The sequence below is a fragment of the Paenibacillus sp. H1-7 genome, assembly GCF_022354825.1.
GTDB lineage: Bacteria > Bacillota > Bacilli > Paenibacillales > NBRC-103111 > Paenibacillus_S.
Genome location: NZ_CP031168.1, coordinates 495,001 through 511,125, shown reverse-complemented (window position 1 = coordinate 511,125; position 16,125 = coordinate 495,001). Strand labels below are relative to the sequence as shown.

At 50.4% G+C, this 16,125-nt stretch carries 9 protein-coding genes, 12 tRNA genes, 2 rRNA genes and 2 pseudogenes (1 of these 25 only partly in view); 1 reads left to right on the top strand and 24 read right to left on the bottom strand.

The annotated features are described in order from the left end of the window. Positions 1-164: 164 nt before the first annotated feature. The 8 genes from glmS to DVH26_RS37020 all read right to left on the bottom strand — a co-directional run bounded on the left by glmS (position 165) and on the right by DVH26_RS37020 (position 11,051). Entirely contained in the window at positions 165-1,994 is a 1,830-nt protein-coding gene (glmS, locus tag DVH26_RS02540) for a glutamine--fructose-6-phosphate transaminase (isomerizing) (protein WP_239630992.1), read from the bottom strand. A gap of 597 nt (positions 1,995-2,591) precedes the next feature. Further along, complete coding sequence (gene glmM, locus DVH26_RS02535; protein WP_239630991.1) at positions 2,592-3,932, bottom strand: phosphoglucosamine mutase; 1,341 nt, start codon at positions 3,930-3,932, stop codon at positions 2,592-2,594. Between the two features lie 30 nt (positions 3,933-3,962). Beyond that, a complete protein-coding gene (locus tag DVH26_RS02530) occupies positions 3,963-5,285 on the bottom strand; it encodes a CdaR family protein (protein ID WP_239630990.1) in 1,323 nt (440 codons plus the stop codon). Next, positions 5,282-6,088 carry a diadenylate cyclase CdaA gene (gene cdaA / locus DVH26_RS02525; protein WP_239630989.1) on the bottom strand — a complete coding sequence of 269 codons (807 nt, stop codon included), beginning with the start codon at positions 6,086-6,088 and terminating at the stop codon, positions 5,282-5,284. The genes DVH26_RS02530 and cdaA overlap by 4 nt, the downstream gene beginning before the upstream one ends. A gap of 137 nt (positions 6,089-6,225) precedes the next feature. Further along, on the bottom strand, positions 6,226-6,834 hold the full coding sequence (locus tag DVH26_RS02520; RefSeq protein WP_239630988.1) for a zf-HC2 domain-containing protein: 609 nt from the start codon (positions 6,832-6,834) through the stop codon (positions 6,226-6,228). A gap of 79 nt (positions 6,835-6,913) precedes the next feature. After that, positions 6,914-7,480, bottom strand: coding sequence for an RNA polymerase sigma factor SigW (sigW, locus tag DVH26_RS02515; RefSeq protein WP_239630987.1), 567 nt, complete (start codon positions 7,478-7,480; stop codon positions 6,914-6,916). A 317-nt stretch (positions 7,481-7,797) separates the two neighbouring features. After that, entirely contained in the window at positions 7,798-10,590 is a 2,793-nt protein-coding gene (gene ppc / locus DVH26_RS02510; protein ID WP_239630986.1) for a phosphoenolpyruvate carboxylase, read from the bottom strand. 203 nt (positions 10,591-10,793) lie between these two features. Next, a complete protein-coding gene (locus DVH26_RS37020) occupies positions 10,794-11,051 on the bottom strand; it encodes a sortase family protein (RefSeq protein WP_275590445.1) in 258 nt (85 codons plus the stop codon). A 38-nt stretch (positions 11,052-11,089) separates the two neighbouring features. On the opposite strand from DVH26_RS37020, the gene DVH26_RS37015 reads away from it, so the two are divergent. Then, a complete protein-coding gene (locus DVH26_RS37015) occupies positions 11,090-11,269 on the top strand; it encodes a hypothetical protein (protein WP_275590444.1) in 180 nt (59 codons plus the stop codon). A gap of 347 nt (positions 11,270-11,616) precedes the next feature. Here DVH26_RS37015 and DVH26_RS02500 read toward each other — a convergent pair. The 16 genes and pseudogenes from DVH26_RS02500 to DVH26_RS02425 form a co-directional block, all read right to left on the bottom strand. Then, positions 11,617-12,389: pseudogene (locus DVH26_RS02500) on the bottom strand (ABC transporter ATP-binding protein). A 17-nt stretch (positions 12,390-12,406) separates the two neighbouring features. Next, positions 12,407-12,640 (bottom strand): annotated as a pseudogene (locus tag DVH26_RS02495) (iron chelate uptake ABC transporter family permease subunit); the annotation flags it as partial. 94 nt (positions 12,641-12,734) lie between these two features. Continuing rightward, positions 12,735-12,808, bottom strand: a tRNA-Gly gene (locus tag DVH26_RS02490). A gap of 11 nt (positions 12,809-12,819) precedes the next feature. After that, positions 12,820-12,896 (bottom strand) — tRNA-Pro (locus DVH26_RS02485). A gap of 55 nt (positions 12,897-12,951) precedes the next feature. Then, a tRNA-Arg gene (locus DVH26_RS02480) sits at positions 12,952-13,028 on the bottom strand. A 7-nt stretch (positions 13,029-13,035) separates the two neighbouring features. Next, a tRNA-Gly gene (locus DVH26_RS02475) sits at positions 13,036-13,110 on the bottom strand. Between the two features lie 8 nt (positions 13,111-13,118). Beyond that, positions 13,119-13,198: transfer RNA gene (locus tag DVH26_RS02470), tRNA-Leu, on the bottom strand. A 15-nt stretch (positions 13,199-13,213) separates the two neighbouring features. Further along, positions 13,214-13,289, bottom strand: a tRNA-Lys gene (locus DVH26_RS02465). Between the two features lie 5 nt (positions 13,290-13,294). Then, a tRNA-Gln gene (locus DVH26_RS02460) sits at positions 13,295-13,369 on the bottom strand. A gap of 20 nt (positions 13,370-13,389) precedes the next feature. Then, positions 13,390-13,465 (bottom strand) — tRNA-Thr (locus DVH26_RS02455). Between the two features lie 7 nt (positions 13,466-13,472). Then, positions 13,473-13,548 (bottom strand) — tRNA-Val (locus DVH26_RS02450). A gap of 16 nt (positions 13,549-13,564) precedes the next feature. After that, positions 13,565-13,639 (bottom strand) — tRNA-Glu (locus tag DVH26_RS02445). A gap of 6 nt (positions 13,640-13,645) precedes the next feature. Then, positions 13,646-13,721: transfer RNA gene (locus tag DVH26_RS02440), tRNA-Thr, on the bottom strand. A 3-nt stretch (positions 13,722-13,724) separates the two neighbouring features. After that, positions 13,725-13,800, bottom strand: a tRNA-Asn gene (locus DVH26_RS02435). A 6-nt stretch (positions 13,801-13,806) separates the two neighbouring features. After that, positions 13,807-13,923: ribosomal RNA gene (rrf, locus tag DVH26_RS02430) — 5S ribosomal RNA — on the bottom strand. A 138-nt stretch (positions 13,924-14,061) separates the two neighbouring features. Continuing rightward, positions 14,062-16,125 (bottom strand): 23S ribosomal RNA (locus tag DVH26_RS02425); it runs 858 nt beyond the window's last position.

Sequence of the window (16,125 nt, the reverse complement as noted above, 5' to 3'; positions counted from 1 at the left end):
GTTCAAGCTCATGATGTCTGTTATTCGGAGTAAATGCTGTCACGCCCAGCAGTCTAATACTTTATTTACTCAGTCTAATACTTTATTTTCGCAGTCTAATACTTTATTTTTCAGTCTAATACTTTATTTTCACTGAACAACTATCCCCCACAAAACAGACAACCTTACTCTACCGTCACGCTCTTAGCTAAGTTACGCGGTTTATCGACATCGTTGCCGCGCGCCAAGGAGGCGTAGTAGGACAGAAGCTGCAGCGGAATCACGGACAAGGCCGGTGTCAGCAGCGGCAAGGTGCGAGGGATCGTGAATACGCCGTCCACTGCTTTGCCGAGCTCAGCTTGCCCTTCGGACTGAAGCCCGAATACATGAGCGCCGCGGGCACTAACTTCCTTGATGTTGCTGATCGTTTTTTCCAATAGGTCTTCTTGCGTTCCGAGCGCAATGACCGGAATGCCATCTTCGATCAACGCCAGCGTACCGTGCTTCAACTCGCCTGCAGCATAAGCTTCGGAGTGAATGTAGGAAATTTCCTTCAGCTTCAAGGAGCCTTCCAGTGCAACTGCGTAATCAAGACCTCTACCGATAAAGAACAGGTTGCTGTGTGTCGAAATTTGCTCAGCCCATTCTTTGATGCTTTCGGATTGCTCCAAAATTTGCTCAACCTTCTCCGGAAGCAGCTTCAGCTCGGAAATCACATTCGCGATAAAGCTTGCTTCTTTCGTTTCCAGCGTTTGAGCCAGGTACAGACCGAACAGATAGAATGCGATCAGCTGTGACGTATAAGCTTTCGTAGAAGCAACGGCAATCTCCGGACCGGCCCATGTTACGATAACATGATCGGCTTCACGAGCAACCGAGCTGCCTACTACGTTAGTAATGGCAAGAACCGCAGCACCGTTACGCTTGGCCTCGCGAAGTGCAGCCAGCGTATCGGCCGTCTCCCCGGATTGGCTCACTACGATAACCAAAGTGTCTTTGTTGATGATCGGTTCACGGTAACGGTACTCAGAAGCAACATCGACTTCCACAGGGATTCTAGCCAGCTTCTCAATGACGGTTTTTCCAACCAGACCTGCATGATACGCGGTACCGCATGCGATAATATGAACGTTGCGGATCGAGCGGATCTGCTCAGCCGACATATTAATGTCATCCAGAACGACTTTGGTTCCGGACGCATCCAGACGGGATCCCATCGTATCGCGATAAGCCTTCGGCTGGTCATGGATCTCTTTCATCATAAAGTGATCAAATCCGGCTTTTTCCGCCGTCATAATGTCCCAATCGACATAGAATAATTCCCGGGAAATAAAATTCCCCTCCAGTGTCATTAATTCGACACCATCTTTCGTCAAAACCGCCATTTCTCCGTCATTCAAAATATACACATTACGCGTATAGTCCAAAATCGCGGGAATGTCCGAACCGATGAAGTTCTCGCCTTCCCCTACGCCGATAATCAGCGGGCTGGACAAACGAACGGCTACCAGCTTCTCCGGCTCATATTCGGTCAAAACACCAAGTGCAAAAGCGCCTTTCATGCGGGTAACAGCTTGCTGTACCGCTTTAACAATATCGCCTTGATACAGGCTTGCAATAAGGTGCGAAATGACTTCCGTATCCGTCTCCGATACGAATACGTGTCCTTTGGCAATCAATTCTTCTTTCAAAGAAATATAGTTTTCAATAATGCCGTTATGAACGACGGAAAATTTATGCGAATTATCCGTATGAGGATGAGAGTTAATGTCCGAAGGCTTGCCGTGCGTAGCCCAGCGGGTATGGCCGATACCGATATATCCGTTCAGCGGCGCTTCTCCCAGCTTCGACTCCAGGTTCGCAAGTCTGCCCTTCGATTTTTTCACTTCCAACCCGTTCTCGGTAAATACGGCAACACCTGCGGAATCATAACCGCGATACTCCAGTTTCTTCAAGCCTTCAATCAATATATTCTGAGAATTACGTTTTCCAACGTATCCAACAATACCGCACATAAGGGATAGAACCTCCTGCTATTTTAGGAAATGCGTCCTCTGCGAACGCACTTTTAGAATGAGACCGACACAATTGGTACATTTTGTATCAGCAGCAGGAAATGAATGCATCTAGCTAGTGACTGAGACGCCATTCCCCTGCGGAGTGATACAACGTCCGTCCGTCTTTTCGTCATGCCGGATCTTTGTCCATCCAGTCGCCCGGATGATTTCCAATCGCGGCTTGTACGGTAGTGATCGTCTACCGGAAGGTCCCCGCCGAATGTTTCGAACACCTTCACCTCGTCAACTTACAAGCGGCTTTCCAAACGCTAGATCCTGTCTAGTCCTATGAATCGGACTTCCAATCTATGTAGAAACCCTCGTAAGTTCTGGCGCTATGATTGTTGTAACCTCTACCCACCTTTCCATTTCGGAATCAAAATGCATATAACCATCATATTCATTTTCGTACCGATGTGCAACACATATTTTCATGATGTTTTCATGCGTCAGTTTTAAGGAAAAATTCTCTAACAGGCTTCAAAACCCATTAGAGAATTTCTACTAATAAATCTATGATATGGATATGATTGCATCTACAATGCCTATTATCTATTAGCCAAGCTCCTGCTGGATGACTCCGGCAATATCCTGTACGTAGGCTTCTACTTGAGCTTTGTCCGGACCTTCCGCCATAACCCGAATCAGCGATTCCGTACCGGATGGTCTTACCAGTACGCGGCCGTTATCTCCGAGCTCTTCTTCAACCTTGCGAATGGCCTGGCCGATAGCCTCGTTCTCTTTCCATTTGCTCTTATCAGCTACGCGCACGTTAACCAGCTTTTGCGGATATTTGCGCATAATTTGCTTCAAATCGCTCAGCTTCTTCCCGGATTGAACGAGCGTATCCATCAATTGGAGCGCCGTCAGAATGCCGTCTCCCGTTGTGTTGTAATCCAGGAAAATCACGTGTCCGGATTGCTCACCGCCGAGGTTATAGCCGCCCTTGCGCATTTCCTCCATTACATAACGATCGCCGACCGCCGTCTTCGCCGCCTTCAAGCCAACCGCTTCAATCCCTTTGAAAAAGCCGATATTGCTCATTACCGTCGTTACAATCGTGCTGTTGTTCAACAAGCCCGCTTCGTTCAGCGCGTGTCCGCAAATGCTCAGAATGAAATCGCCGTCGACTTCCTCACCTTTCTCGTCGATAGCAATCAACCGGTCCGCATCGCCGTCGAACGCCAAACCGATTGAAGCTTTATGCTCCAGCACTACCTTCTGCAGTGCTTCCGGATGCGTAGACCCGCAATGGTCGTTGATGTTGCGGCCGTTAGGCTCCGCTCCTACCGTAATAACCTCGGCACCTAATGCTTCGAATACTTTCGGAGCCAGCTCATATGCGGAACCGTTAGCGCAATCGAGCGCGATTTTGAAGCCTTTGAAGGACGACTTCACCGTCGATTTCAAAAAGTCCAAATATTGATATTTAGCCTGCTCGTTGTCTTCAGCCGTTCCGAGATCGCCTCCGACAGGACGAGGAAGCTCGTCCACCTCGGCATCCATCAGACGCTCGATTTCGAGCTCGGTTTCATCGGACAGCTTATAGCCATCCCCGCCGAAAAATTTGATCCCGTTATCTTCTACCGGGTTATGGGAAGCCGAAATCATAACTCCGGCATCCGCCTTCATCGTACGGGTCAAGTAGGCAACCGCCGGCGTCGAAACGACTCCAAGTCGAATGACGTTGGCTCCTATGGACAAAAGTCCCGCTACAAGCGCGGCTTCCAGCATCGTTCCCGAAATCCGGGTATCCCGGCCGATCAATACGTTCGGCTTCTCCACTTGCCCTGCCAATACATAACCGCCGCAGCGGCCGATCTTATATGCTAACTCGGGAGTCAGCTCCTGATTCGCGACTCCACGTACTCCGTCAGTTCCAAAATATTTCCCCATGAACGAAATCTCCCTTTCTTCTCCCGTTGGCTATGGTTGCTTGGCCGCATCATTAGCGTTTGCATTCGTGTTCGCATTAGCATTTGCATTCGTGTTCGCATTGGCGTTAGCGTTCGCCTGCTTGGCGCTGATCTCGACTGTCGCTTTAAAGTCTTGCTGCGGACCTTTCTTAATAAAGGTCGGCAAATTCAGCGTGACCGGCAGCTCGTGACGACCCGGCGGCAAATTGCTGACGTCCAGGATTGCTTGCACATCCTGCGCCTTCACTTTATCCAGAAGCGCCGGAGCACCTTCTACGACCAGGTTCAGCTTGCCGCTTTCCGGCAGCACCACCTTCGTGTCGAACCCGTCATTTTGCCCTACAATGGACAATGGGATTTGCTCCAACGTTTTCGTTGCCGAAGCAACAATATTGATTTTTACTTCCACCTTGGCAGGGTCCAGCTGAGTGGCTTTGTTGCGCAGCGGAATATCCAGAGAGAGCGTATATTCCTTCTCCTCCTTCAAATCCGCCAGATTGACGCTCGGCCCCTCGTAATACTCCATGCGGTTCAGGACATCCTGCGACCCGTACACCGTCACTTTATCCGTATTTTGCTGCAGCGAAGCTACGCTGAAGCCCCGCGGCGGTTCCCCTACCAGCTTCAGCTGAAGCGGTACCGTCGTAAAAGGACTCGTGATCGGCACCTCCACTTCGACTACAGCCGGGTTGATGGCCGCCATCTCCATAACCTTGCCGTTTTTGTCGTAGGCTACGAGACGCGCCTTGCTGGATACCGGAGATTGGGCTTTCTCCACATTCACGTCAGCTCTTACGGACTCGATCTCCTCGATGCTGCCGCTAGGAACCGTAACGGTTACCTTGTTCGGCTTCACGATCGGCTGCCCCGCTTTCAATCCGACGGCAGGGATCCCGGTAACATTGACGGTAACCGGCATTTGCTTGTTCGACTTCTCGTCTATTACAACCTTCGCATTAGGCGGGCTTACTTTGACCGTCACGTTGGAGGGAAATCCAACCGGTGTCAGCGGCAGTATATGCTCTCCCTTGCCAACCTTCGTCAAATCAAGCTCGACGGAATAGTTGCTCGTGCTCATGGCTTTCTTCAATATGGAATCTTTCCCTGATATGGTTAATACTACCTGAGCAGGGTCTATGGATTCAACATAAAACTGATTATTGTCGTATTTTGGCGTAACAGAGACGTTGGAGATTTGCTCCTCCCGTACTCCCGTTCCTCCCGTGCCGGGGACCGTGCTGTCATCCATATGGACAACTGCCCACAATAAAATCCCGATGACGAGAGCGACCACCTTCACTACATTCGTGTTGCGCAGCCATTGGTCCATCATCGCAGCCTCCATTTCCAAATGGAGCTTTTTTCCTTAGTCTTCGTCTTCGACTTGAGCTCCTCGAACAGCTTGGAGAGAAGCGATTCCTCCTTAATATCGCGGACGATATGCCCATTCATAGCGAGAGAGACTTGTCCCGTTTCCTCCGAGACAATGACGCAGATCGCATCGGACACTTCGCTCATTCCGATCGCCGCGCGGTGCCGTGTACCCAATTCTTTGCTTATAAAAGGATTCTCGGACAAAGGCAGGTAACATCCCGCGGCCATAAGCTGATTTTTGCTTAATAGGACTGCCCCGTCATGCAGAGGCGTATTCGGTATAAAAATATTGATCAACAGCTCGGAGCTGATGTGCGCTTCAATCGAAATCCCTGACTCTATGTAATCCTTCAAGCCGGTCTCCCGTTCAAAAACGATTAATGCCCCAATCTTTCGACGTGCTAAATAATTAACTGCCTTAAGTACTTCGCCGACCCGCCGACTTAACTCTTGATCGTCCTCCGTTGTGGTTCTGCTAAACAAAGTTCCGCGGCCCAGCTGCTCCAGTGCTCTGCGCAGTTCCGGCTGAAAAATGATGATGACCGCAAGAACCCCGAAGGTGAACATCTGATTCATCATCCACTGCAGCGTGTTGAGCTTGAACCAAATACTGAGCGCCCATGTAACCACGACTACGAAAATTCCTTTTAGCAGCTGAATGGCTCGGGTGCCCCTGACCAGCAAGATCAAATTATATATAACGTAGCTAACGATTAGAATGTCGACAATGTCTTTGATACTGATGGCACGAATGAAATCCATATCATTTGCCCCCAAACAGGATCCAGCTTATATATCTATAATCCCTTCTTTCCATCATACCACATAATGAAGAAAAAACCCTCCCTTTCACACTGTCAATTAGGGAGGATTTTCGAAAAATGGTTCATACGAACTATTTATTTATGCGATAAGGTCGAAGCCCAATCGTTCATTTTATACCAGAGCCAGCCGAACGCCTCGTCGATCTCTGTAATTTGTCCGGAAATATGCGCCGTCGACGCCATTACGACCGATCCGTCAATCACGACAATATTTCCTTCAATATCTCCGTCCACCTTCAGCTTCCCGTTCTCGACCGTCAAATTACCGGCAACAGTCTTCCCTTGAGGAACGTAAACCGTATCCCCTTCTATTACGACCGACCGAAGATCTGAACCTTTCACCAAGAGCTCGGTATCCTGATTCCATAGTGACATGAAACTGCTCATCATCACGAGCGCAAATACTGCCGCGACCGATGCGGCCGGGTGTCTGCGAATCCATTGCCACCAAGGATTTTTACGTTTCTCAGGCGGTAGAGCCTGCATGATGCGCTCTGTCAGCCCTGAGGGCACTTCCTGCTTCGGCCACGCTTGAATGAGCGCTTCGACTTTTTCGAACTGCTTCAGACGCTCTCTACAAGCCGGACAAGCAAGCAAGTGCTCTTTTAATGCGACGGCCTCTTTGCCCTTCAATCCGCCATCCAAATATTCATGCATCAAAGGAAGGGCTTCATTGCAATCCATATAGAGCAACTCCTTTCCGTTGTCCTTGTACGCTTGTGTGTTACTTTACGTACGACATTCGATTTTGTTTCAAAAACATTTATAAAATATGCTCTAATTTTTTGCGCAAATATTCCCTGCCGCGGTGCAGCCTGGTCTTGATTGTGGTCACCGGCATCGAGAGAACATCGCTGATTTCCTGAAGGGACAAATCCTGCAAATAGCGTAAGATGACTATCGATTTATATTTATCCGGCAGCGTATCGATGGATTTGCGTATTTCCGACTGCGTCTCGCTTAGCACAACCTGATCGTCAGGCGTATCCTCTTGGCTCGGCAGCATGGCATACCAATCCGTACCTTCCCCATCGCTCATCTCGGCATCCAGGGAATAATTCGGCTTCCGCTTGCGCAGACGGTCAATACAAAGATTCGTACCGATCCGATAAATCCAGGTGGAAAACTTCTGGTTCTCATCGTACCGTTCCAGGTTCGTATACACGCGCAAAAACGTTTCCTGGACAATCTCCTCCGCCTCATGGCGGTTATGCAGCATCCGGTTGGCCAGATGATAAATTTTGTCCTTGTACAGCTCCACTAGCTCGGCAAACGCAGCCCTGTCCCCATTTCGGGCCAATTTGGCGAGCCTTACATCCATTTCACTCAAACGACACTCCTCCAGACTTCCGGTCCTTGCTTCAAGCTATGGTGGCCGGACTCGTCAGGACGCTCCCCGTTCATGGTATCTTCGGGAATGATTCCTGCCAATATGAAAATCATACCAAACCATCGCACCACATGTACAGTTTTTCATAAAAAACCAGAGAGAATACTATGCTGCTGCACATTGGCTTCAATATTGTTTTTATTTTATCCTACGGGGAAGGAACGATTTCGTTTCATAGCAAAAAAATCAGACGGCCTGAGTCCAGGCCGCCCGATGGGGATTACATTATGCAATTTCCGTATGGGATACGAATACGATCAGCCCGTATTCCGAAGTCCCGCGGCAATACCGTTAATGGTCAAGAGCACTTCCCGAAGCAGCAGCGCATCGTCCTCGTTCAGTTCCCGCTGCGCTCTCAGCTCGGAAATCAATTGAACCTGCAAGTAGCTGAGCGGGTCGACGTAAGGATTGCGCAGGCGGATCGATTCTTGAATAACCGGTACATTGTCCAAAATTTCCTGTTGTCCGGTAATCATCAAGATCAAATCCGACGTACGGTCGTACTCGTCCTTGATCAAATTGAAAATACGCTCCGCTATAGCGTTGTCCTTGATCATGTTGCCATACTCTTTGGCGATCAACAGATCCGCTTTGGCCAACGCCATCTGCAAGTTGTCGATCAAGGAACGGAAGAACGACCAGTTCTGGTACATCTCTTGAAGCACGGTCAAGTTCTCCGGCTTGCCTTGGTAGTAGCTGTAGAGGCCGCTGCCGGAAGCATACCATGCAGGCAGCAAGTAACGGCTTTGTGTCCATGCGAATACCCAAGGAATAGCGCGCAGGTCCTCGAACCGGTCGCTGCCTTTACGCTTGGACGGCCTGGAGCCGATGTTCAGCTCTCCTACTTCCGGCAATGGAGTCGACTCCTTGAAGAAAGTCATGAAATCCGGATCGCGGAAGATCAGATCCTGATACTTCGTCTGCGCCTGCTCCGAGATGTCCTTCATGATTTCTTCCCATTGCGGTTCGATCTGCTCGGCTTGAGGATTGCGTCCGTTCAAAGCAGCCGTGATCAAAGCCGAAGTAGCTTGCTCCAAGCTGCGGTACGCGATCCCTTTCAGCGAATAACGGGAGGACAGCACTTCGCCCTGCTCCGTAATTTTGATGCCGCCGCCAACCGTATCCGCCGGCTGCGCCAAAATGCTGCGGTTGAGAGGCATACCGCCGCGGCCGAGAGCGCCCCCGCGGCCATGGAAAAACTTCAGCTTCACGCCGAACTCTTTGGCCGCTTCCGTAATGCTGCGAAGCGCTACGCGAAGCTCCCAGTTGGCTGTGATCACGCCGCCGTCCTTGTTGCTGTCGGAATAGCCCAGCATAATTTCCTGCAGATGGTTCGTGCTGATCAGGCTGTTGCGGTAAGCAGGAATTTTGTACAAGGTGCGCATAATATCCGGTGCTGCGTGCAAATCGTCGATGGTCTCGAACAACGGCACGGATTGCAGCGTACAGACGACCGAGCCGTCCTGCTCATGACGGTATAAGCCTGCTTCTTTGCCGAACACAAGCACCTCGAGCAAATCGCTGGCGCCCTGCGTCATACTGATCAAATAGCTGGAGATACATTGTCGTCCGAACTCCTGCTGCGCTTTCTTCACAACGCGGTATACGTTCAAGCATTCCTGCGTGGATTCGGAATAGTTCATATAAGGCGAAGTAATCGGCCGCTGTTCATTCAGAAGGCTGCTCAGAAGCTCGATTTTCTCGTTTTCGCCCAAAGCCGAATAATCCGGACAAATGCTCATTTTGGCTAGAATTTCCGTCATCGCCGCTTCATGCTCTTTGCTGTGCTGTCTTACATCGAGCGATGCCAGATGGAAGCCGAACAATTCCACCTGACGAATCAGCTTCGTCACGTAGGTGTCCGCGATGAAATCGGCATAATGATTACGCAAGCTGCGCTCGATAATCTTCAGGTCCGCCAGGAATTCATCCGGATTGTTATATTTCTGTAACGGGTTCACGCGGGAATTGCCGGATTGCTGAATTTTCTCAATCATGTAGGACACTTTAATCCGATACGGTTCCTTGTCATTACGCCATACTTCATCGGCATTGGACAGCTTCACATGCTTGCGGTCATGCTCCACCGCATCCAGCAGCTCCTGCGTTACTTCAACGATGTTTTTGCTGAAGCTCATATGCTTAATGAAGTCTTGCAGCAGCTCCGCATATTTCTGAAGAGCCAGCTCACGGTGCATCGTCAGCGTCTCCCAGGTTACATCGGATGTTACCGAAGGGTTGCCGTCGCGGTCGCCGCCGATCCAGGAACCGAACTTCATATAGACAGGCACATGCCACGATTCCTCAGGATAGTATTTATGCAGACAGCGTTCAAGCTCTTGATACACTTCCGGCAGTACATCGAACAGCGTCTCGTCAAAATAGTACATGCCGTTCTGCACTTCGTCGATAACGGTCGGCTTGCGGTCTCTAAGCTCGTCCGTTTGCCATAGCGTAACGACTTCGCCGAGCAGATTGGTCCGCAGCTGTTCGCGCTCGCGGAACGTCAGACTAGGGTTGTCCAGCTCCATCATGTCGTTGGCAATCCGCTGATGAATATCTAGAACGACGCGGCGGCTTGCTTCCGTAGGATGAGCCGTCATTACGAGCTCGAGCGAAATGCCTTGAATCATATCCTGCACTTGGGCTGCAGGAATTGCCTGGTGCTTCAGATCGCGGACAACGTCCTCAATGGAGCCCGGCTGTACATTTTCCCCTGCAGAGCGCTCGTAATCGCGTTTGCGGCGAATACGGTGATTTTGCTCAGCGATATTGATTAATTGAAAATAAATTGCAAATGCACGAATAACCTGATGTCTCTTATCAGGGGCCAAAGAGTTGATCGTCTCTTTAAATTCCGCGTACATTTCGTGACTGTACTGGGCGCGCAGGTTCTTGCTCATCTCTCTAATTTGCTCTACTATGGCCAGTAGCTCGTTACCGCCTTGATGAACCAGAACCTCTCCCAGAATGTGTCCCAAGAAGCGAACATCTCTGCGCAAAAGGTTGTTTGACGTGTTTTTGTTAATCAAGCTGCCTGAATCCGACATGGTTCTCCTCCATCCCTTACCTTGGTCATAATGAATATTTTAACACAATACCGCGCTACCATGCAGTAAATTTATAAAGGAAATGTTAGACTTTCTTACTTTCCCTTGTAAAAACAAAGAAAAAAGACCCGCAGGGGTCTAGTAATATAGAAGCTTTTTCCTATGCTGGAAAAGTCGAATAATCTCGAATGCTCCGTAAAGTATTATTCGGATCCGCCGGCTACATCCTTCTTCGCGAGCTTAGTCAGCTTCGCATGCACCGCCAAACGCCCTGCTTCCTTATCCATTGTATTATCGCACGTAGATAAGGTAATAATTAGACTATCCGCAGAAAGCGACACTTCCGAAGGATACAACGACCGTTCCCGAAAGTCTTGTACAAATGCTTCATATTCCGCGTCGGTATCGAACTGGGTTAGGATATAGTCGACATCGGTTGTCGTGTAGTAGACGGAGAACACCTCCGCGACATAACTCTCATATAAGGTATCGAAGGTGAATGCAGGATGGGCGCGGAAAAATTCCGGATCTCGTACCGCTTCAGCTGGCCGAACATCGAGCCGTCTTTCATATTATGGCCGTAGATAACGGTGTGCCGATTCTCTTCTTCAGCCCTATTGCGATGGTCCATAAAAATGCTTCCGGACTTCGATTCCTCATGCCGTTGCGGTTCAAGTAATACTCATTATCTTGCGCTTGAACGATGGGGTAATCAATCGGGGTCTCATTCAGTCTTAACCAGCCGACAACGTCCGGAGTGATCTATTCAAGCTGTTGAATCGGGAAGCTGCCTTTAAAGGCATGGTAGGGATGGCAGGGATGGAAGGGACTCGGGCCTCCGCTCGTTTGGCTTCCGGTGGTTTTGCTTCCGCTGGCTCCTCCGAGCTCGAATAATAGATTTGGCGCGCTCTGCCATAGCCTGGCTGCCTGTTGCATAGCTGAAGCCAAGCTGATACGAGGAATAAGCTATTCCGATTATACTTAGTCCCATGAAAGCTCCCCTCAAGTACTTTCTCCCGCTACTCGTCATGAGATGCCTAGCGGTACCAGATAGAATCCGGTGTCCTCTTCATTTTTTACGACCACATCTACCCCGTAGATCGATTTGACCGCATTGGCTGTAATGACTTCCCTCGGCTCACCCATCATCTAGATGGCTCCATCCTTCATCACGATCACCAGTCGCTATAACGAATCGCTTGGTTAACATCATGGAGGACCATAACAATCGTCAGCCCGTAGGTCGTGTTAAGAGTCTTAATTAACTCTAATGGTTCAATTTGGTAATATATATCAAGATACGTTGTCGGCTCATCCAAAAACAGTATTTTTGTTTTTTGCGCCAATGCCATGGCGATCCACACTCTTTGCCTCTCTCCGCCCGATAATTGATTAATGGTCAATTTCCTCTTGGACAGCAAATTCGTGCACGACAACTCCCACTCCACTGCCTGCTCATCCTCTTCATCCGGCTGTGCGAACAAACGCCGGTGAGGCATCCGTCCGAAGCCGGTCAGCTTCTCAACCGTCAGATCCGACGGAGCTTCATTTTGCTGATGAACGACAGCCAGCTTTCGTGCAAGCTCCTTGGGCTTATACTCGCTCAGCAGCTTGCCGTCCAGTACGATTTGCCCGCTCCGGGGCGCGAAGTTTTGCGACATGACGCCAAGCAGCGTCGATTTGCCGCAGCCGTTCGGTCCAATGATGGTTATAATTTTGCCGGTGTCGATGCTGCCCGTTATCGATTTCAGCTGATCGTTTGCTTTGTCGTAGGAAAAGCTGACATCTCTATTTTCCATAGATGCGATTATTCTTTCTAAAGTAAAAAAGGGCCGCCGATCACCGTCATAATTATCGATGCCGGAATTTCGGCAGGAGCGAGCAGCGTTCTTCCGAGCGTATCGGAAGCCAGTATAAGCAATGCCCCGGCAAGGGCCGAGAACGGAAGGAGCACCTTATGATCCGAGCCGACCAGCAGCCGGGTAATGTGGGGGATCAGCAGTCCTGCAAAGGCGATCAAGCCGCCGATGGCCGTAGCTGTCGCAGCTAACTTCAATTTGCCATCTTCACTTCATCAAATTAACGTATTAAAGTAATTTAATATAAAAAAAACCTGAGCAATCTCAAGTCATCGTTAAAGATTATGGAGCGGGTGATGGGAATCGAACCCACGCTACCAGCTTGGAAGGCTGGAGTTCTACCATTGAACTACACCCGCGTAAATAAAAATGGTCGGGACGACACGATTTGAACATGCGACCCCCTGGTCCCAAACCAGGTGCTCTACCAAGCTGAGCTACGTCCCGATGGTATATGAAGCAAACTTTTAAAAGTTTACAGCATAAGCTTGTATTTGATTAATGGCGTGCCCTGAGAGATTCGAACTCCCGACCTTTTGATTCGTAGTCAAACGCTCTATCCGGCTGAGCTAAGGGCACATAATTATGGAGCGGAAGACGGGAATCGAACCCGCGACCCTCGCCTTGGCAAGGCGATGCTCTACCGCTGAGCCACTTCCGCAAAAACAATGCGCGTAGAGGGACTTGAACCCCCACGGTCGCCCGCTAGATCCTAAGTCTAGTGCGTCTGCCAATTCCGCCATACGCGCGCTTTAAGAAAAACATGGTGAGCCATGTAGGACTCGAACCTACGACACCCTGATTAAAAGTCAGGTGCTCTACCAACTGAGCTAATGGCTCATACATGGCTGGGGATCTAGGATTCGAACCTAGGCATGACGGAGTCAAAGTCCGTTGCCTTACCGCTTGGCTAATCCCCAATATGCATTGAGTGTAAAGATGGTGCCGTCGAGAGGACTTGAACCCCCAACCTACTGATTACAAGTCAGTTGCTCTACCAATTGAGCTACAACGGCAAATTCATGGTGGAGGCTGACGGGATCGAACCGCCGACCCTCTGCTTGTAAGGCAGATGCTCTCCCAGCTGAGCTAAGCCTCCATATGTATAGAGAGAATGGTGACCCGTAGGGGATTCGAACCCCTGTTACCTCCGTGAAAGGGAGGTGTCTTAACCCCTTGACCAACGGGCCGTGCACTGGAGCTTCCAACCGGGATCGAACCGGTGACCTCATCCTTACCATGGATGCACTCTACCTACTGAGCTATGGAAGCTTATGGCTCCCCGAACAGGACTCGAACCTGTGACAACTCGATTAACAGTCGAGTGCTCTACCAACTGAGCTATCAGGGAATGTCCGCTTGGCGACGTTCTACTCTCCCAGGACCCTTCGGTCCAAGTACCATCGACGCTGGAAGGCTTAACGGTCGTGTTCGGTATGGGTACGCGTGGTTCCCTTCCGCCATCATCACCAAACTAAGAGTTTTCGTTAGAAAACTGGCTTCGTAAGCATACGCTTTGTTCAAGGATTTATTCCTTGAAAACTAGATACGAAACGATGCGTGTAATAAGCAAGTGTATTGCATCTCTGACCATACTTCGTATGGCAGATCAATGGATAAGCCCTCGACCGATTAGTATTCGTCAGCTCCACACGTTGCCGTGCTTCCACCCCGAACCTATCTACCTCGTCGTCTTCAAGGGGTCTTACATACTGGGAAATCTCATCTTGAGGGGGGCTTCACGCTTAGATGCTTTCAGCGCTTATCCCGTCCGTACGTAGCTATCCAGCCGTGCTCCTGGCGGAACAACTGGTACACCAGCGGTACGTCCATCCCGGTCCTCTCGTACTAAGGACAGCTCCTCTCAAATTTCCTGCGCCCACGACAGATAGGGACCGAACTGTCTCACGACGTTCTGAACCCAGCTCGCGTACCGCTTTAATGGGCGAACAGCCCAACCCTTGGGACCTACTTCAGCCCCAGGATGCGATGAGCCGACATCGAGGTGCCAAACCTCCCCGTCGATGTGGACTCTTGGGGGAGATAAGCCTGTTATCCCCAGGGTAGCTTTTATCCGTTGAGCGATGGCCCTTCCATTCGGTACCACCGGATCACTAAGCCCGACTTTCGTCCCTGCTCGACCTGTTTGTCTCGCAGTCAAGCTCCCTTATGCCTTTGCACTCTTCGAATGATTTCCAACCATTCTGAGGGAACCTTGGGGCGCCTCCGTTACTTTTTAGGAGGCGACCGCCCCAGTCAAACTGCCCACCTGACACTGTTCCCCGACCGGATCACGGCCGCGGGTTAGAACTCCGATACGATCAGGGTGGTATCCCAACGTCGCCTCCACACAAGCTGGCGCTCATGCTTCTTAGGCTCCCACCTATCCTGTACAGATCGTACCAAAGTCCAATATCAAGCTGCAGTAAAGCTCCATGGGGTCTTTCCGTCTTGTCGCGGGTAACCTGCATCTTCACAGGTATTAAAATTTCACCGGATCTCTCGTTGAGACAGCGCCCAAGTCGTTACGCCATTCGTGCGGGTCAGAATTTACCTGACAAGGAATTTCGCTACCTTAGGACCGTTATAGTTACGGCCGCCGTTTACTGGGGCTTCGGTTCATAGCTTCGGGTTACCCCTAACCACTCCCCTTAACCTTCCAGCACCGGGCAGGCGTCAGCCCGTATACTTCGCCTTGCGGCTTCGCACAGACCTGTGTTTTTGCTAAACAGTCGCTTGGGCCTTTTCACTGCGGCCCCCTCGGGCTATTCACCCTACCGAGGCACCCCTTCTCCCGAAGTTACGGGGTCATTTTGCCGAGTTCCTTAACGAGAGTTCTTCCGCGCGCCTTAGCATGCTCTGCTCGCCTACCTGTGTCGGTTTGCGGTACGGGCACCTTCTCCCTGGCTAGAGGCTTTTCTTGGCAGCCTGAACTCATGACCTTCGCTACTGTAATTTTCACTCCCCATCACAGACCAGCCTTACGATGTGCGGATTTGCCTACACATCAGCCTCTCTGCTTGGACGGGCATCCATCAGCCCGCGTCACTATCCTTCTGCGTCACCCCATTGCTCATAACGGTTCACGGTGGTACAGGAATATCAACCTGTTGTCCTTCGACTACGCCTTTCGGCCTCGCCTTAGGTCCCGACTTACCCTGAGCGGACGAGCCTTCCTCAGGAACCCTTAGGCTTTCGGCGGACAAGATTCTCACTTGTCTTTTCGTTACTCATACCGGCATTCTCACTTGTATGCTGTCCAGCCGTCCTTACGATCGACCTTCAACCTACATACAACGCTCCCCTACCAGAGCAGATTCATCATCTGCAATCCATAGCTTCGGTGGCGTGTTTAGCCCCGTTACATTTTCGGCGCAGAGTCACTCGACCAGTGAGCTATTACGCACTCTTTCAATGGTGGCTGCTTCTAAGCCAACATCCTGGTTGTCTGCGCAACTCCACATCCTTTCCCACTTAACACACACTTGGGGACCTTAGCTGATGGTCTGGGCTGTTTCCCTCTTGACAATGGATCTTAGCACTCACTGTCTGACTCCCGGGATAAAGTATGTGGCATTCAGAGTTTGACTGGACTTGGTAACCCTTGGCGGGCCCCGCACCCAATCAGTGCTTTACCTCCACTACTCATCTCCCGAGGCTAGCCCTAAAGCTATTT

Excerpts from the sequence above, each read along its gene's own strand:
- glmS (WP_239630992.1), bottom strand. The coding sequence starts at position 1,994 with ATGTGCGGTATTGTTGGATACGTTGGAAAACGTAATTCTCAGAATATA.
- glmM (WP_239630991.1), bottom strand. The coding sequence starts at position 3,932 with ATGGGGAAATATTTTGGAACTGACGGAGTACGTGGAGTCGCGAATCAG.
- DVH26_RS02530 (WP_239630990.1), bottom strand. The coding sequence starts at position 5,285 with ATGATGGACCAATGGCTGCGCAACACGAATGTAGTGAAGGTGGTCGCT.
- cdaA (WP_239630989.1), bottom strand. The coding sequence starts at position 6,088 with ATGGATTTCATTCGTGCCATCAGTATCAAAGACATTGTCGACATTCTA.
- DVH26_RS02520 (WP_239630988.1), bottom strand. The coding sequence starts at position 6,834 with ATGGATTGCAATGAAGCCCTTCCTTTGATGCATGAATATTTGGATGGC.
- ppc (WP_239630986.1), bottom strand. The coding sequence starts at position 10,590 with ATGTCGGATTCAGGCAGCTTGATTAACAAAAACACGTCAAACAACCTT.
- DVH26_RS37015 (WP_275590444.1), top strand. The coding sequence starts at position 11,090 with ATGCAGGATGGGCGCGGAAAAATTCCGGATCTCGTACCGCTTCAGCTG.